Source organism: Neptuniibacter sp. QD57_21 (genome assembly GCF_047778075.1).
In the GTDB taxonomy this organism is placed as follows: Bacteria; Pseudomonadota; Gammaproteobacteria; order Pseudomonadales; family Balneatricaceae; genus Neptuniibacter.
This window is the reverse complement of the sequence record NZ_CP180549.1, coordinates 2,091,639-2,109,807: the sequence shown is the minus strand read 5'-3', so window position 1 is coordinate 2,109,807 and position 18,169 is coordinate 2,091,639. Positions and strand designations below refer to the sequence as shown.

The 18,169-nt window shown below is 43.5% G+C and carries 11 protein-coding genes; 6 read left to right on the top strand and 5 right to left on the bottom strand.

All coding sequences use genetic code 11. The annotated features are described in order from the left end of the window. Positions 1 to 10: 10 nt before the first annotated feature. Positions 11 to 1,759 (bottom strand): DEAD/DEAH box helicase family protein, encoded by a 1,749-nt coding sequence (locus ACMXYS_RS09390; RefSeq protein WP_415896340.1) that lies wholly within the window; start codon positions 1,757 to 1,759, stop codon positions 11 to 13. 247 nt (positions 1,760 to 2,006) lie between these two features. Here ACMXYS_RS09390 and ACMXYS_RS09385 point away from each other — a divergent pair, with 247 nt between their 5' ends. The 5 genes from ACMXYS_RS09385 (at position 2,007) to ACMXYS_RS09365 (ending at position 11,548) form a co-directional block, all read left to right on the top strand. Further along, positions 2,007 to 2,624 (top strand): hypothetical protein, encoded by a 618-nt coding sequence (locus tag ACMXYS_RS09385; RefSeq protein ID WP_415881460.1) that lies wholly within the window; start codon positions 2,007 to 2,009, stop codon positions 2,622 to 2,624. 18 nt (positions 2,625 to 2,642) lie between these two features. After that, complete coding sequence (locus tag ACMXYS_RS09380; protein ID WP_415896339.1) at positions 2,643 to 4,763, top strand: hypothetical protein; 2,121 nt, start codon at positions 2,643 to 2,645, stop codon at positions 4,761 to 4,763. An 88-nt stretch (positions 4,764 to 4,851) separates the two neighbouring features. Beyond that, a complete protein-coding gene (locus ACMXYS_RS09375) occupies positions 4,852 to 9,765 on the top strand; it encodes a DNA repair ATPase (protein ID WP_415896338.1) in 4,914 nt (1,637 codons plus the stop codon). Next, the gene (locus ACMXYS_RS09370) at positions 9,762 to 10,478 is read left to right on the top strand and encodes a phospholipase D-like domain-containing protein (RefSeq protein WP_415881457.1); all 717 of its coding nucleotides are present in this window, start codon (positions 9,762 to 9,764) and stop codon (positions 10,476 to 10,478) included. Before ACMXYS_RS09375 ends, ACMXYS_RS09370 begins: the two co-directional genes overlap by 4 nt. Then, entirely contained in the window at positions 10,475 to 11,548 is a 1,074-nt protein-coding gene (locus ACMXYS_RS09365) for a toxic anion resistance protein (RefSeq protein ID WP_415896337.1), read from the top strand. Before ACMXYS_RS09370 ends, ACMXYS_RS09365 begins: the two co-directional genes overlap by 4 nt. A gap of 129 nt (positions 11,549 to 11,677) precedes the next feature. Here the strand turns inward: ACMXYS_RS09365 and ACMXYS_RS09360 are convergent, their stop codons facing one another. The 3 genes from ACMXYS_RS09360 to ACMXYS_RS09350 all read right to left on the bottom strand — a co-directional run bounded on the left by ACMXYS_RS09360 (position 11,678) and on the right by ACMXYS_RS09350 (position 15,563). Beyond that, complete coding sequence (locus ACMXYS_RS09360) at positions 11,678 to 12,820, bottom strand: DUF5610 domain-containing protein (RefSeq protein ID WP_415894209.1); 1,143 nt, start codon at positions 12,818 to 12,820, stop codon at positions 11,678 to 11,680. 158 nt (positions 12,821 to 12,978) lie between these two features. Beyond that, a complete protein-coding gene (locus ACMXYS_RS09355) occupies positions 12,979 to 14,964 on the bottom strand; it encodes a cation:proton antiporter (protein WP_415881454.1) in 1,986 nt (661 codons plus the stop codon). A 41-nt stretch (positions 14,965 to 15,005) separates the two neighbouring features. After that, complete coding sequence (locus ACMXYS_RS09350; RefSeq protein WP_415896336.1) at positions 15,006 to 15,563, bottom strand: DUF2058 domain-containing protein; 558 nt, start codon at positions 15,561 to 15,563, stop codon at positions 15,006 to 15,008. A 166-nt stretch (positions 15,564 to 15,729) separates the two neighbouring features. Here ACMXYS_RS09350 and ACMXYS_RS09345 point away from each other — a divergent pair, with 166 nt between their 5' ends. Next, positions 15,730 to 16,722 (top strand): serine/threonine protein kinase, encoded by a 993-nt coding sequence (locus ACMXYS_RS09345; protein ID WP_415896335.1) that lies wholly within the window; start codon positions 15,730 to 15,732, stop codon positions 16,720 to 16,722. Between the two features lie 18 nt (positions 16,723 to 16,740). On the opposite strand, the gene ACMXYS_RS09340 is transcribed toward ACMXYS_RS09345, so the two are convergent. Beyond that, on the bottom strand, positions 16,741 to 18,108 hold the full coding sequence (locus ACMXYS_RS09340; RefSeq protein ID WP_415896334.1) for a diguanylate cyclase: 1,368 nt from the start codon (positions 18,106 to 18,108) through the stop codon (positions 16,741 to 16,743). Positions 18,109 to 18,169: the final 61 nt, after the last annotated feature.

The window sequence follows — 18,169 nt, the reverse complement described above, 5'->3', positions numbered from 1 at the left end:
TGATATCAATTTAAAGCTGGTTAGCTTTACGATATCGACCTTGGTAATCAAATATTCTCTCTTGCACACGCCAATAGTGTTTTTGCTCACGTCCAATGACAAAATCTGGTGCAACTAGAAGTGATTCATAAGCTATCGCTTCTTCTATGTTTGAAAAGTTTTGGGGTGCTTGGCTATTCGCAACCCGGCGCCCAAATATTTCATTAAAGCGCTTTAACTGGGCAGGCTTAGCAAAATCGAAGCTCTCCTTCAGTTCTTCGCCTTCTTCGCCATGATAAATGACCTGAAGCTTGGACTGATTCTGGATCAACGATAATCCAGCACATCGGATCACCATGGCATCTTTCAGTTTCAGTGCATCTTTTAATTGATCGTCTGGGTCGATAATCGCTTTATTGCACTGGTGACATTTACGGGCAGCGATATCATTTTCAGCATTACAGTGAGGGCATTCTTTAAATCGAAAGCGAAAATCACACTGCTCTGAAGGCGTGTCACTTTCGTCGCTTTCAAGCAGACCTTTGCAGCGTCGGCCATGATGCTCAATTACTTTGCCATCGCTGTCTGTTTTACCCCAAAAGATATTGGCAAAGCCACAGGAAGGGCAAAATACTTGTACCGGTTCGGAATCCGGGGAAGGACGTTTTTCACCCACTTCCGGATGATGCAGGTTATAGTTATTGCCTGCGTAGTCGATGACTAAGCAATCTTTCTTTCCAGGGGCGAGCCTCAGACCGCGCCCAACAATCTGTTGATACAGGCTAACAGATTCGGTGGGCCTTAAAATTGCAATTAAATCGACATGGGGAGCATCAAATCCTGTCGTAAGAACGGATACGTTAACCAGATACTTTATTTTCTTAAGCTTGAAGTCACTGATCAAGCGGTCTCTATCTTCGCTGGTGGAGGAACCAGTGATCAAAGCGGTTTGATCTTCGGGAAGGTAAGTGCTGATCTCTTTGGCGTGATCAACTGTTGCTGCAAAGATCATCACGCCTTGGCGATCTTGAGCACGTTCAATTATTTGTTCAATGATCGCCCTAGTGACGCGATTGTATTTTGTTAGTAGATTATTGATATCTTTTTCAGCATAAGTGCCAAATGCAGTTTGATCTAAGGCTGAAAAGTCATATTGCGCGACTGCTGCATCTTCCATTTCTGGAGGAGTTAAGTAGTTACGGCTAATCATGTAACTGAGCGGGAGTTCGTAGATGCAGTTAAGAAATGGTTTTTCCTGCTCGCTTCTAACAAAACCACGATAATGCTGCTGATAGATCCAGCCCATCCCCATTCTGTAAGGCGTAGCTGTTAACCCAAGCACTTTTAGGTTGGGATTGATCTCTTGGAGTTTGCTGATGATTCGTCCGTATTGGCTATCTTCGTCGTCATTAATGCGGTGGCACTCGTCGACGATCAGTAACGAATATTCGTTATTAAAAAGATCAATATTCGCTGCTACAGATTGCACACTGGCAAACGTAACCTGTTTTTCGATCTCTTTGCGATTCAAGCCCGCTGCAAAAATACCCCCTTCTAAACCATAGGCTTCATACTTAGCGTGATTTTGCTCAACCAACTCTTTGACATGAGCGAGCACCATAATCTTTTTACGTGCTAAACGAGCAAGCTCTGCTATAACAAGGCTTTTTCCTGCACCCGTTGGTAGCACGATCACAGCAGGGTCATCAGTTATGCGGAAGTGATTTAATGTCGCATCAACGGCTTCTTGTTGATAGGGGCGTAGGGTAAACGCACTCATATAAGGTTCAGATCCAATAGAAACAGCTAAAACAGAGTGATTCTAACCTATGAAAGTTAGAAGTCCCATTCAATGGTGATTCTTGATGTTTCTAATGATTAAGCAATTAGTATTTGAGAATGAATACTATTTATTTAGTTACGCATATTGATCATTCATAAAAACAAACATACACTCGATTAAAAGCAGTTTATGACAAAGGAAAGCACAAGGTTTAGTGCGTGGTCATAATAGATAGGACATATTTATGGATTTTCTCTTAGGGTTTTTCTCATTCCCGCTGGCCGTTACGGCAATTCCTTTTTTATTTTTATTTTTGCTAATGCTGATCTCAGTATTAACGGGCTTTGTTGATGATATTCCATTTCTTAGCACCGATGTTGATATGGAGATTGAGGTTGATGCCGAAGTGCCTGGTGGAACTTTGTTACCCGTTGGCATCACCAAAGTTCCGCTGATTATTAGCCTAACCACTGTTAGTTTCGTCGCTACCATACTGCTCTATTACATCGATTCATTTGTCTTGAGTGGAATGAGTGGCGCGGTTTTTTATGGTGCTGCTTCGGGTTCAATCTTGGCCAGCTTATTTGTAAGCCTCTATATTGCGGCTTTCCTACTAAAGCCCCTACAGCCATTGTTTGATCATGAAAAGAGCTTTGCTGCGATTAACTATGTTGGCATGAATGCTGTCGTTCGCTCGAATTCAGTTAACCAGACATTTGGCGAAGCAGTGGTTACTAAGGGCAGTCTGGAAAACCAGCTGGATATTTATTGTGACAGTGACACCCCAATTTCTTATGGCGATGAAGTGCTCATCGTTTCATTAAATCCTGAAAATAAACGATATCTCGTTATCAAAAAATAACTCTTTTTGGAGAACAGCATGGACGCAGGAGCTTCTGTATTCTTTGTTTCAACCACGGGCGTTGTCGCGCTTGTCCTTATCATGTTTTTAACTTCGCGCTACAAAAAAGTACGCCGTGAAGGTGAAGCAATGATTGTAAACGGTACACGAGGTACGCGTGCCTCTCTAACAGGTACGTTTGTATGGCCTGTAGTTAATCGCTACGAATATATGGATATTACCCGTAAAAATATCTCAGTGACTCGAAGCGGTAGTAGAGATCAGGAGGGTGAGGAATATGAAGGCCTTCATTGTAAAGACAATATCCGTGCTGACCTCAAGGTTGATTTTTATATTGGTGTAAATCACGAAGAGCAGGACATTGTTCGTGTCGCTAAACTATTTACGACGCAAGGTGCTTCCGATCCAATGGGTCTTCGAGATCACTTCCAGCCAAAATTCTCTGAAGCGTTGAAAACAGCGGTAAAACAATTTGAGTTTGAAGAACTGCTAACTAACCGTCGCGCTTTCCGTGATGCTGTGGTGGAGGTGATTGGCAGCGAAATGGATGGTTTTAAAATCTATGACGTTGTAATCGATAAAGTGGATCAAACAGCTTTCGATGCCCATAACCCGCAGAATATTTTGGATGTAGAGGGTATTCGTAAGATAGCCTCAATCACTTCTACCAAAAATATCGAAACCAATGCGATCCGTCAGGATGAGCAAACCAATATCAAACAGAAAAACGTTGAAGCGGAAGCTAACCGTAAACAACTTGATAAGCAGCATGCTGAAAACGAAGCCCGCGTACAGCGTGAAATCGAGATCATTGAATCACAGGAACAAGCTCTTACAGAAGAAAAGCGTCAAGAGTATGAACGTCTTGTTGAGGTCGCTAAGCTTGAAACTGAAGAAGAAGTTGAGAAGAAACGCGAAACAGTTCAATTGGAAGTTGAACTAACAAAAGTCGCGAATGAACGTCAGCTCGCAATTCAGCAAGAAGAAGTGAACCGCGCTCGTGAAACCGAACGAGTTCGTACCGAGAAAGAGATCTCCCAGCAAGAGATGGAGAAAGAAGCTGCCATCGAAGAATCTAAGAAGTCTGTGGTTGAAACACGTTCCCAGCGTGTAGAGATCGAACGTAAGATCGCTCGTGAAGAGGAAGAGACCAAGAACCTACGTGCGTTCGAAACAGTGGAACGTAGCAAGAAAGTCCAAGTAATCGAAGCGGAAGCAGAAGCTGAGGCCGAAGGTATTAAGGCTATTGCCCATGCTCGTGCAGAGAAAGAAGCTGAAGCGGAACTGGCTGAAAAGAGACTGATTCGTAACGAAGCTGAGCTTAAAATTAAGAACCGTGAAGCTGAAAACGATCTTAATGTTAAGACACGTAACGCTGAAGCCGAATTGATTTCTGAAACAAAAGCAGCAGAAGCCAAAGAGCGTATGGCGAAAGCAACGCGTGAAGAGATTCAGGTTGAAGGTTTGGCTGAAGTTGAAGTTGAGCGTCAACGAGCTGATGCTATTCGCGAAAAAGGCATAGCCGAAGCAGAAAGCCTCCGTGCGATTGGTACTGCAGAAGCAGAAACTATGCAGGCTAAAGGAACAGCGGACGCTGACGCTAAGCAGGCAATTGGTTTTGCTGAGGCTGAAGCACTACAAGCGAAAGGCTTGGCGGAAGCTAAAGCTCAGACTGCTCGTTTTGAAGCTGCTCAAGCACACGATGAGCAGACCCGTGAATACGATAAGTGGGTTGTTGAACTACAGAAAGATAAAGAGCTCGAACTGGCTCGTATCGAAGCACAGCGCCACATGTCTGTTGATAATGCTAAGGCATTGGCTTCTGCGCTTGCTGAAGCTGATATCAAACTATTCGGTGGCCAAGGTATGGAAGAACTACGCCGTACAGTAATGGATTCTGCGCGAATCGATACGCGCTTTACCAACTCCGAAGTTCTTAACCCATTGGTACGTGAGTACGTTGAAAATGACCGCAGTTTGCCTGATGACGTCCGTGCGATTCTTGAAAAGTGCAATGTAAATACTGGCGATATGAGCAATATCGCGCTGGCTGGCTTGGCTAACAAGCTAACTAGCAATTCCGATGTACTTTCATCACTTAAAGAATTGGTTACTGGTACTGAGAAATCAGAATCTTAATCGCTTAGGAACTCCAAAGTAACTTTAGCCTCCTTATCACCTGGGAGGCTTTGTTCTTTGGACTAGAGGTCACTGTAGGGAAAGTTTGATGGATCAGAATCAGGACGTTTTGAACCAGGCCGTTGAATCGGGCGGTGCTTATGAAATCTTAAAAGCGCGCTTAGCCAGCCAAGGGGCTGAACTAAAAGGGTTAGTTGATCAATTAAATAAGGCTCGTCAGGAGGCATTTGGTGCGTCCAGTACTGAGTTGGTCGGCAAGGTTAATGTTCATACCCAAAATAACTGTCTTCCTGTCGATATGGCACAGGTCAACGATCAGTTACTCTTTGGCTATCAAGTATTTGTTGGGCTTAAAGCAGCGCCTGAAGTCAAAGATGTTCTAGGCCTATATCGTCTATCAGAAACTGATAATCAGTTTCGGATTGATAGTGAGCCTTTAGCAGATTCTTTTCTTGATGATCCTCGCTTTGTTCATTCTTTTAACGAACTTTTTCGTTACTACAGTGACGCTAAACTAGTTCAAATTAGCCGAAGGGATTTCTGGCTATTTGTCGTTTTCCAAATTGGTAGTCGCCCAGAAGATCGTAAGGTTTATCGTTGGCAGCTTAAAGATAGTGGTGCGATCGAATATATAGACGATCAAGGCCATAAAGAGCTGGATGGAGTCGGTAATCAGCTTGATGTTGATTGGCGTGAAACCGGGCGTAAGAATCATATAACCGGTGATTACCCTCATGTATCGATTAATGATCGTATCTTTGTTGAGTGTGTTGGCGGTGATCTGACTGTAAAGCTTGAGAACAATACTCAAGAAGGGCGAGGGATCTATTCTGAGCCTGTCGAAGATCCTCATCAAACTGTTGCTGATGCAGAGATAAGTTACGCAGAAGTATCTAGTTTTATTCTGCTACGTATCAGACCAAACCGTGAGAAAGATTACCGATATTTTGTTTACGACAGCCTGACTGAAAAGGTGCAACGGGTCGACTCCATAGGCCAATGCTGTAAGTTGCTACCTGAGGATCACGGTCTGTTATTTGCCAATGGTTACGCTTTGGCGAATGGAGAATTAAAACTCTTCCAAGATGATTGGAGTGGGATGCAATTCTTCCATGATATTCACGCCCCTAATGGTGAAGATGCGTTTTACATTTTCTTCGATCCACAACACGGCGCTTACCTACAATATCAATATAACCTGATAGAAAAGACGGTATCTCCACCTGTATATAGTCATGGTTACAGTTTATATCCTGACGGACGCATGCTGGTTTTCCGTGTCAGTGATAATGCTGAAGCCAGTAAAACCCACCCTATGCGTATTTGGCAGACGCCTTTCATGAGTGCCGATCTTTATGAAGCATCGCGACAAGAGGGTGGTGAAGGTTTTTATCGCAATTTAGGGAATGCCGAGTTAGTGAAAGGTATTTCTGAATTGAATTCGGTCATTCAAATGACCAAAACGACAGAAGTTAGCCAAACACTTTATGAAGCCTTGGTAACTCATTGTGGTGCAGCAGTCGATCAATATCATTGGTTAACGGATACAGAATCTCAAGGCGTTGACCATAAACTATCTGAATTAGCGACCACGGCTGAACAGATCATTGATGAGTTCGCTAAAGTCCGAACACTGCAGAAACAAGCGAAACAACAAACTGAAGAGCAAGCTCAGAAGCAGCATGATCTCCTAGGTAGAATTAAGCTAGTTCCGTCGGATAGCACAACCGATCTGATCGAATTATTAGACGAGACCAAGTCGCAGCTTGGCCACGTCATTAGCCTGCGTGAAATGCGTTATGTCAACGCTAGCCAGCTTGATGAAATGGAAGTTGCGTTAGAAGAAGCTAGAAGTGGCTTGAACGCTAAGTTACTAGAGCTTTTACAACAAGAGAAAGCTTACCAACCTTATCTAAAGCGCATCGATAAATTGGATTTGGCGCTTCCAGAAACTGAAAAAACAGCTGCATTAGACCTTTTAGCTGAAGATGCCGGAAAGATTCGAAGAGATCTTAATCTGGTCAACCAAGAAGTTTCAGATATTGAAACTGATGATCCTACTAGCACGACAAAAATCCTTGATCTAACGACTGAGGTGATGGCGCGGTTAAACGCTACCGAAGCGCGTTTACGTAATCGTCGTTCCGAATTAAGAGATGGCGAAGCTAAAGCTGAATTTGCATCACAGCTGAAACTCCTTACTCAGGCGATGACATCTGCTCTTGGCCAAGTTGATACACCGGAAGCCTGTGATGATCAACTTGCACGTTTAATGGGAATTGTAGATAAGCTTGAAAGTCGATTTGCTGAATTCGATCAGTATCTAGCGGAGATCTATAACAGACGGGACGAAGTTCAAGCAGCCTTTGAAGCACAGAAGCAGCAGCTTTTATCTGCTCGACAAAAGCGAGTTGAAAATATTAGCCAAGCAGCTCAAATCACGCTGAAAAGTATCCAAAAGCGTGTAGGGAAATTCGCTGAGCTTGACGACCTGAATAGCTATTTTGCAGCAGATGCGATGGTGCAGAAGTATCGCCAATTATGTAAAGACGTTCAGGATCTTGGAGATAGCGTCAAAGCTGATGAATTAAGTGGTCGCATCAAAGCACTGCAGGATCAATCTCTACGTTCACTCCGAGATAATCAAGATATCTTCGAGCAGGGCGGCGATATCTTACGACTTGGTCGACACAAATTTAGCGTCAATCAACAGCCCTTAGAACTTACTTTAGTCGATCGAGATGATGGTCTTAATTTACACCTAACGGGGACTGACTTTTACCAGCCGGTCGTTGATGATGAGTTTCTGCGTTTACGTAAATACGCAGCGATGGACGTTAGTTCGGAAAGTAATGATGTCTATCGAGCGGAGTATCTGGCTTATCTTATTTTAACTTCGGCAGAATCAAAGCAATCTGGCCTGTCATTGGATCTTCTAGTCAAAGCCGCAAGTGAAAATGAATTGCAGCCTTTAGTTGATAAGTTTGCAGCCCCTCGGTATCGAGAGGGCTATGTTAAAGGTGTACATGACAAAGATGCAGGGACATTACTCAAGGCTATTATGCCGGTGTACGCCGATGCTGGTTTATTAAGGTTTAGTCAGCAAATACGTACAACGGGTTTACTGTTTATCGCAGGGCTCGATAACAGTGCAGCTGATGCACTTAAGAAACAATGCCGTTCAGCCTTGCTAATGCAAAAAGAGTTGGGTTCAGATAGTGCATTTGATGTGCTATTAGAAAATTACCAAACTCAAGTTTGTGAATGTCCAATACTAGCTAAACAAGCGCTTGAATATTTGATGTATCAGTTTGGCTTAGATCAGCAGGTCTCTGTTAGCCGTGATGCCGCCGAACTTGCAGAAAATTACTTAGCATTCAGGCATGGATTAGATTGGCGTAAAAACCAAGAAAGCCTAGCAGAACAATATCAGGATCACTTACTTTGGGTTGAAGCCTACTGTGAACATCATAAAGAGGGTATTGAGTTTGTTACAGAGGCCGCTTTAATTGCAGCCTTATCTGACAGTAGCATCCATCTAACCCCTGTCGATTTCTCTTTGAGTATCAAGGTAAACGGCTTGTTAGGTGAACACCTTCGCGTTGAAGAGGGTAAGTGGAGCGAGACCATCAATGATTGGTTAGATCGCTGTCGTCACCACATTGAAACGGTCGTACCTGCATACGAAAAATACCTTTCTCAACGTCAAGAGATGTTAGAAAAGCAAAGAGAGACGATGCGCATACAAGAGTTTGTCGCTAGGCCGCTAACCTCTTTTGTGCGTAACAAGTTGATCAGTGAATCCTATCTAAAATTGATGGGCGATAACTTTGCTAAGCAGATGGGTACAACCGGCGATGATCGTCGAACTGACCAGATGGGGATGTTACTACTTATATCTCCCCCGGGTTACGGTAAAACCACATTGATCGAATATATCGCCGGTAAGTTGGGCTTGGTATTTATGAAGATCAATTGCCCCTCTTTAGGCCATGATGTTGTATCACTAGATCCAAATGATGCACCAAACGCAACCGCTGCAAATGAGGTTAATAAAATTAACCTTGCGCTGGAAATGGGTAATAACGTGATGCTGTATCTAGATGATATTCAGCATACAAATCCTGAATTCTTGCAGAAATTTATCTCCTTAAGTGATGGTACTCGTCGAATTGACGGTGTTTGGAACGGTGTTACTAAAACTTACGATATGCGTGGTCGAAAGTTCTCAATCGTTATGGCGGGTAACCCTTATACCGAATCTGGGGATGTGTTCAAAATTCCAGACATGCTAGCTAACCGAGCAGATATTTATAACCTCGGTGATATGCTATCTGATCAGCGTGATGCATTCGAGCTTTCGTACATTGAAAACTCTTTAACCTCTAACAGAGTGTTGGCTCCGCTGGCCAATAGAAATCTACAAGACCTCTACAAACTCGTAGATATGGCACGTGGGCAAAATATCCCGCTTTCTGATTTAGAACATAGTTATTCTTCAGCAGAAGCTTCCGAAATTGTAGCTGTGCTAGAGAAGATGCTTAAGGTTCAGCAAGTTGTACTCACTGTAAACCAGCAATATATCGCTTCAGCTGCAACCGCCGAGCAGTATCGTATAGAACCACCTTTCAAGCTTCAGGGTAGTTACCGAAATATGAACAAGCTTGCCGAAAAGGTGGTGTCGGTCATGACCGATGATGAGCTGGAGACACTTATTAATGATCACTACATTGGTGAGGCACAAACCCTGACTCATGGCGCTGAAGAAAACCTGCTTAAATTGGCTGAACTGAGAGGCATTTTAGATGATGAGTCTGAAGAGCGTTGGGACACCATTAAGCAGCGCTTTACTCGATCCTTAGAGGCGGGTGAGGGAGAAGATGCCGGCGATCGAATGGTCAACCAGATGGTTGATGTGAATCGGAACATTCGCCTGATCGCTTGGGCAATGATGCGTGCAACTAAGGAAATTGAAGCCGCAGAGGAGCTAGAGGAAATATGATTACTCAAATGGATATTGAGAAAATGCTGGTTGATAGCTTTGAGGACCAACGTCTCTCCTCAGACGAAAGAGTTGAACTTCGAGAGTTGATTGAGGAACTCGCAGATCAACCAGAACTGCAATCGTTTACGCGTAATAAAGCTTTTTCAATTGCAAAGAATTCTGCGGAAAATGGCTTAATTGAGATCGCTTCTCTGAATTGGTTGGACAAGGTTGTTAAGACACTAGACAACACGGGTAAATCAGCGCCTATCAGAACTCAGGCAGCTTTTTCGCCGGGAGACGATTGTAGATCTCTGATTCAACAGGAGATAAAACGTAGTCAGAAATCTATAGATATCTGTGTTTTCACAATTACCGATCAGCCGCTACGTGACGCTATTCTAGCTGCACATAAACGAGGAATTAAGGTTCGTATCCTTACAGATCAGGATAAAGCGAACGATTTAGGTAGCGATATCGACTATCTAATGCATAAAGGAGTGGATGTGCTTTTGGACACGAGCCCATGGCACATGCACCATAAATTTGCCCTGTTTGATGGGGTGAGACTACTGAATGGAAGTTTTAATTGGACGCGTTCAGCAAGCGATCGTAATCAAGAGAACTTAACGCTGACGGACAATCAAGAAATCGTATCGGCATTTGCCGCTGAATTTGAAGCACTATGGACTCGTCACAGCAGTGTGCGGGTAGAGAGGGAGCCAGCATGACACAGGAAATAAGCACTCAAATCGAGAAGTTTGAACCGAGTCAAATGACTGAAGAGCAGCAGCAACGTGCGGTTGCCATTTCGCAGGATTATGACCCCTTAGACTCTATGGCGACAATTACCTTTGGCAAAGAGGCGATGGAAAGCATCACCGCTTTTTCAGATCAGGTGTTAGAGCAAGTCCGTACTAAAGATACTGGAGAAGCGGGAGATATCCTAGAAGCGATGGTGACTCAGATGAAGAGCTCCCGCTTTGAAGATATTAAACCTGATTCATACCTCTCGCGTTTACCTCTTATCGGTGAGCTTTTCCAAACTTTCGGTAAGTTTGTAAAAGGTTTTGATTCGGTTAAAGGCCGTTTAGATGAATTAGAACAAAAACTAAATGCCCAAGGTCATCGTCTTGAGAAAGATATTGTTCAGCTAGATGGTTTGTATGATGAAAACTTAAACTTGCTGCAACAGTTAGATATCTACTTAGAAGCGGGTCAAATCACGCTTGATCGACTGAATAACGAGCAGATTCCTGAGCTAAGTAAGTTGGCTGAGACCAGTGGTGATCCAGTAGATAGTCAAAAACTACGAGATCTACAGCAAGCAACAGGTCGCCTAGAAAAACGCCTGCATAACTTAAAACAAGCGCGCCTAGCTGCGTTGCAAACTGCACCTCAAATCCGATTGTCTCAAGAGGGTAACAAAATGTTGATGGAAGATATTCAAGATATCATCCATAACACTATCCCTCTATGGAAGCGTCAGTTCCTTATTGCGATCTCTAACTATGAGAAAGAGAAAGCGCTCAAGGTTACGCGTACAGTTAAGGATTACACCAACCAACAGTACCTGCAAAATGCTCAAAAGCTACAAAGCCTAGAAGAGCAGATCGCGGAAAATTACCAGCGTGGTATTTTGGATCTGGATACCCTAAAAGAAGTTAACCAAATCACTATCGATACGCTAAACAACACGCTTAAGCACTACGAAGAAGGTCGTCGTATGCGTCAAGAAGCTGAGAAGGCTATTACTCAAGCTGAGGAAGAGCTAAAACAAGCGCTGATGCAGACAGTATAAAAAGATTAAACCTCTTGTTATTTAATAAAGGCTAATGTTGTTCATTAGCCTTTTTTATTTTTAAAGCGTATAAAAAAAAACCGGCCTAAGTAGGCCGGTTTAAAGTATCGCAGCGATTAAGAAGGGGGGTTAATCGTCTGCGTCGTCCTGATCAAACCGGGTCATAAGGTCACGCAAAAGACCGAAGTTATCATCCAGTTTGCTCTGGGATTCTTCATCAGCATCTTTGTAGCGGATATCTTGATGAATCAAGCTGTCCAATAGATCTACCCCGAATAATGAACTGTCTTCTAAGAACGCCATGGCTGGGTTAGCAACCAAATTATCGAAGTTGTTCATCATCTGGCCTAAGTGGCGGCCATTATTGCCTAATGGGTTATCTAGTTGTTGCACTTGCTCATAAGCAGCTACCGCTGAGTAACTTGCTGATTGAGTCATAGTTACATTCAAGTTCATCAACTCGGATTTGTCCATTTCAAATTCAGCTGCTTGTTCAAAAGCGTCTTGAACATCACCGCTGAAGAAGTCTTCGGCAATAAGATTGATATCCTGAATTAGGGTTGTCAGCGCGTCTAACTCGTCTTCGTTTAGATCACCCTCAACACTAAAGCTATAGCTACTGCTGGCGCTACGCTCAAGGCCGAAAGATACAGCGCTACTGTTACCGTCAGAGTAGGCGCCTAAAGAGGCTGTTTGACTTGCTTCACTGTTGAAACGAATTGAAACTTTGTCTCCTTCCTGGGTCATGACATCAAGGGAGAAAGACTCAGCTTTTGAATAACGTTCAGCAGCAGAGATAGAAGTCTGGCGTGTGGACGCTGTTTCGTTGGTAGGCGCAAGGCCGGCCAGCGCTTCGAACGTCAGATCTTTGGTTTGCTCGATTGTTGCGGAGATATCAGGGGTTAACATATTGAGATCTTCTAGAATCTCAGTTGCTTCTTTAAAGCCTTTTTCTACACCTGAAACGGCCGCTTTATACATACGATCTAGGTCAGCATCAGACGCTCCGCGGGCACGGGCTTGTTCAAGGCCTTGTGCTACAAAGTCGGAGATACGTGATGCAACTTTTTCCGGAGAGTAGTCATTTGCGTCGAGACTTTTCATCTCTGACACGCTCATACCCGGAATGTTTTCTGCTAGTTTGGCTACTAACTTATCTGCCGCAGATGCAGAACGACCGTTGCTATCTTTACCATCAGCAAACCCACCAGTAACCAGTGTTTCCTGGCGAACCTGAGAGTAGGCTGCTTGGCTGCTTAATAGAACTTGCACGGTGTTTTCCTCCACAGACAAAAAAGGATCAAATGATCCCATTGTTTTAGTTGTACTACTAAATATAAGAGGGTTATCGACGTTTTGTTGAGAGACTTTAATAAAAAGCGTATCTGATGAAATTGTTTCATCTAAAGGTTAGAGGGAAGAAGTAAGAACTATTTCCCATCTTGGATGATCGATTCAGCTATTTCAATTTTATCATTAGGCCCTTGAAGGATAATGATATCGCCCTGTTGGATATGAGTATCTCCACTTGGGTTGTGCTCTGAGTGATCGCCACGACGGATCATTGCAACAGAGACTTGGTGTTTGGATAAAGGTATATCTCGTAAAGTTTTACCGATCGACTTACAGTTATTTTCAATTTGAACGGGATGCAGTATCTCTTTCATACGGCCTGTACTATCAATTTTTTCGGAATGCTGGCCGTGATAGTAGCCATGTAGGAGGTTGTACCTTTCGGCGCGCACTTGATTGATTTGCTGTTCAATCTGTTGATGGTTGATACCCAGCATCGATAACACATGGGATACCATCATTAAACTACCTTCCAATGCTTCCGGAATGATTTCGGTTGCTCCTGCTTTCTGGAATGCTTCTATCTGAGAATCATCGCGTGTTCTGACCAATATAGGCAGCGTCACAAAGCGTGTGCGGATATGCTTGAGTGCTTGCATCGCTGTTTCGGCTTCTGGAAAACTGAGAATCAACATCCGAGCACGATCAGCACCAACCGCCGCCATGACATCATCACGTTTAGCATCACCAAAACAGATGTGTTCACCAGCGGTAGCAGCCTCCATAACTCTCACTGGATCATTATCTACGACGATGTAAGGAATGTTTGCTTGGTCCAAAAAGCGCGCGATAATTTGCCCTACACGGCCGAAGCCACAAATAATCACATGTTTGTCTAGGTTATGCGGATTCAGTTGGCTAGCGTCAGGTAATTTTTGTTGTTTTGATTCAATTGGATCATCTTTGTGCAGCCAGCGGCTGAGACTATATGTGTGGTTCATCAAAATTGGGGTCACAATCATACTGATGATAATCGTCGAGACTACGATGGTATTGATATCAGGTTCAATAAGATTGTTACCTAAGGCTAAAGCTAATAGAGCAAAACCGAATTCACCCCCTTGGCTAAGGCTCAAACCCGCTCTTAAGGCATTTACTGGGTCTTTATGTAGCAATGTACCGAGTAGAGTGATAATAAAAGTCTTTAATAGGATTAAGCTGACACTGAACAGGATAATCCAATACCAGCTATCAATTAGAGCAGACAGATCTAATTGCATCCCTACAGAAACAAAGAATAGTCCCAAGAGTACATCTCTGAACGGCCGTATATCTGCTTCTAATTGATACCTGTAACGACTCTCACCCAACATCATTCCTGCTAAGAATCCACCGAGGGCCATCGATAAACCTGCAGCGTGAGTAATCCAAGCGGCCAAAAGGGCAGCAGCCAGTGTAGTAAGAACAAACACATCGCTGGAGCCGCTACGTGCTGATTCATGGAACAGCAATGGCATCACAATATGGCCAACCAGTAATAGGATAATGAGTAGTGTTGAGCCCTCAAGTAGCATCAACGCTATTTCGGCACTGTCAATTTCTGTTGCTGAACTACTGAGTGTTGGGACAACGATCAGGAAGAATACAGCCGCTAAGTCTTGGAAGATTAATGTACCAACTGAAAGTTGACCGTGAGGGCTGTTGAGTTCATCTCGCTGGATGAGCTCGCGACTTACAATCGCTGTAGACGATAGGGCGAGTGCACCGGCGATGACTAAAGAGGTAGTTTGTGGAAGGCCAAAAATATTACAGACAGCCATCAAGCAGGCTGCGGTGATGATTACCTGTAAACTACCCAGCCCAAATACAGCCTTTCGCATGGCAAACATACGAGAGACAGAAAATTCTAAGCCGAGCATAAAGAGTAAAAAAACAACCCCAAGCTCACTGAGTAGCTCTATGCTATGGGTGTCTTTGATGACCCCTAAACTATAAGGGCCTACGATAGCGCCAACACTTAAGTAAGCAAGGAGAGGAGGGAGTTTGATACGCCGAAACAGGGTTGTGGCAACAACGGCACAACACAAAATGACCAAAAATTGCTCGAAAAAACCCTGTGACATGCGTTTCCCTTACTACATGAAGACGCTTTTGATGTGCGGAATTACCACATCAGGTCGTCTGGAATCTTATAATCCGCGTACGGATCATCTTCTTCTGGTTCTTCTTCCGGCTGAACGCGAATAACGTAATTTGGCAGACGTTGTTCAATCTTTTCTGCAAATTTATCTGGGATCAAATAGAACTTCTCATCTAAAACAGCGATCGCTACTTGACCACGGAACAGTTGTCCTTGAATAAGCGAAGTAACATACATAGTTTTAACTTTATTATCGTATACAAAGTTGTAACTTACTTCGGCACCTTCTGGCAGTTCGATCTGTTGCTGTGTGATCATCTGACGGCATTGCGCTTCAATCTCTTTGTTACGGCGCTCTTCGTCACGTTGACGATTCAGTTCACGATCATGCTCTTGCTTAGCTTTACGCTGTTCTTCTAGCGCCAGCTTTTTCTCTGCTTGCGTATCAACAACTTGCTGGCCCGATTTGCGTGCCTTTTTCGCTTTTTTGTTTTGCTTACGCTTTTCAGTATCTGCTTGCTTAGCTTTTTTCTGGTCAACCAGTCCCATATTTAGCAACTGATCTTTAAGTGAACCTGCCATAACTTACTCGTACTACTTCTGTTGATTATTTGGGAACTATAACAAAAGTTAACGCTACTATTTAAAAAATAACGGAAAATAGGGCAAATCTATTAGGAATTTGACTTGTTCACCTATGGGCTAAAGCGTACCCTGCATCTGCAATTATTTTATAGCTGGATTTTTTATGTCTGAACATGACCTAACACACCCTTTTGAACGGTTAACGCCATCTTTTTTGATGGATGCAATCGAAAGCCAAGGACATTGGTGTGATGGTCGTACATTTCCTCTGAATAGCTACGAGAACCGTGTTTATCAGGTGGGTATAGAAGACCGAGAGCCGATGATTGCAAAGTTCTATCGCCCGCAGCGTTGGAGCCGAGAGCAAATTTTAGAAGAGCATGAGTTTAGTTTCGATTTAGCGGAGCAGTCTCTACCTGCAGTTACGCCTTGGCGAAATGAAAAGGGAGACACCCTGTTTGATTATGATGGGTTCATGTTTTCGTTGTTTCCTCGTCGTGGAGGACATGCTCCCGAACTAGATAATTTAGATAACCTCTTCACTCTAGGGCGGCTACTTGGACGAATGCATCTGGTAGGAGCTTCTAAAAAATTCACTCATAGGCCGACATTAACCAGCCAAACGTTTGGCCATGACAGTGTTGCATTTTTAAGTGATCGGTTTATTCCAGCAGAGCTTAAACCTGCTTACGACTCTGTCGCTAGGGATCTTCTACAGGGTGTCGATGAAATCTTAAAAGCTTGTGGTGAGATAGAACATATTCGTGTTCATGGTGATTGTCATTCAGGCAACATGCTATGGCGTGATGATGCACCTCATTTTGTCGATTTCGATGACGCCCGTATGGCCCCTGCGATGCAGGATATTTGGATGCTGCTGTCGGGCGATCGACATGAACAGACACAGCAGTTGTCTGAAATTGTTGATGGCTACAATGAGTTTTGCGATTTTAAACTCAAAGAGCTGCGCTTGATTGAGGTGCTTCGTAGCCTAAGGATAATGCATTATAGTGCTTGGCTTGGCCGCCGTTGGGAAGATCCTGCGTTTCCGCACAGTTTCGGATGGTTTAATACTGAACGTTACTGGGGGGAGCATATCCTCCAGCTACGAGAGCAATTAGCTTTACTGGATGAAGAGCCTTTGAAGCTTCTTTAAAGGGTTGATCTGAAAGTGCTACAGCTGCTTAGTAGTGACAACCATATTTCGACCGCGGTCTTTGGCTAAGAATAGGGCATCGTCAGCACCGCTGACTAGCTGGTCATAATTAGTGTAGTTAGAATCCAAGGTGGCGCAGCCTAGGCTTGCTGAAAGCGTATGATATGCGCCACGTAGTTTTATTTTGGTATTCAGTGCTTTTCTAATTCTTTCAGCGCAAGCTTGGGCATCAGCCTCGTCGCTATGAGGTAACAAAACAATAAACTCTTCGCCACCATAACGTGCTGCAATATCTCCAACTCTTAACATTGATTCGATTATCTTGGCCGACTTTTGAAGCACATAATCTCCTGCTTGATGGCCATAGTTATCATTAATTTGCTTAAAAAAATCTAAGTCGATCATGATGATCGATAAAGGTAGTTGATATCTTTGTGCTCGATGTATTTCTGTATCTGCTAGTTCTCTGAAATGCTGCCTATTAAAGAGTGATGTAAGGGGGTCACTAATCGAGCGTTGATAAGTTTTGTTTAATAGGCTGCACGTAAAACCGCTGAGTAAACCGAGAATCAGAGAGCCTAGGGTTGCCCAACCAGTTAAATATGACATCGGTACGCCATGCACATGCTCATCATTATCAAGTCGCGCTGAAAGTTGCCAAAAACCTCCGGGTACTTCTATGAAGCCGCTAAGGTATTCATCTTCAAATACTGATGTAGAACCGAAAAATACGTCCCCTTGCTTGCCTTTGGCGTCACTTCCACGGATAGCATAAGTTGCAAGTTCATCGCTTAAAGCTAACCCAGTCTCTTTGAATATTCGATCTAAATCTATGATGAGGGTAATGAACCCCCAGAATTTAGTTTCTGTATCTTCTCGGTTGTAAAGGGGTTGTCTGGCAATGACTCCTCTTCCTCCTTGAATTAGATCTAATGGACCTGCCATGATCATCTCTTTCATCGCTATAGATCGCTCCACGACTTCTCTTTGTTCGGGGATTTTTCGTAGGTTTAATCCAATCACTTTATTGCCATCAATGATGGGGTAAATGTACTTAACGATTGCATCGGGAGCCAATTGAGCTTGTCGAATGGTTGTTCTAGTGGACAAAAACCGTGTGGCCAAAACCTGAAAGTCGTTTTCATCTATATCGTTTTGTAGCAAAAGTAGTGATTCCAAAGCTTCGATAATGATGAGGTTGTCATCCAGCGCGAGCTGAATGCGCGAAGTGAGATAATTGATTCTAGCTTCAACCTGCGCTTTATCTTGTTGATCATGGATATTGTGATCTAATTTAACCAGCCATCCAGTAGTAACAAATGCACATGCGGTGACGATTAGGCCGACCAGCCAAGGTAAACAAAATCGAAGTGTAAATTTCCGCATGCTCTGAACACACCACTGCAAATTTCGGTGAATATACATAAGCGTAGCTGTTTTTTCTGGA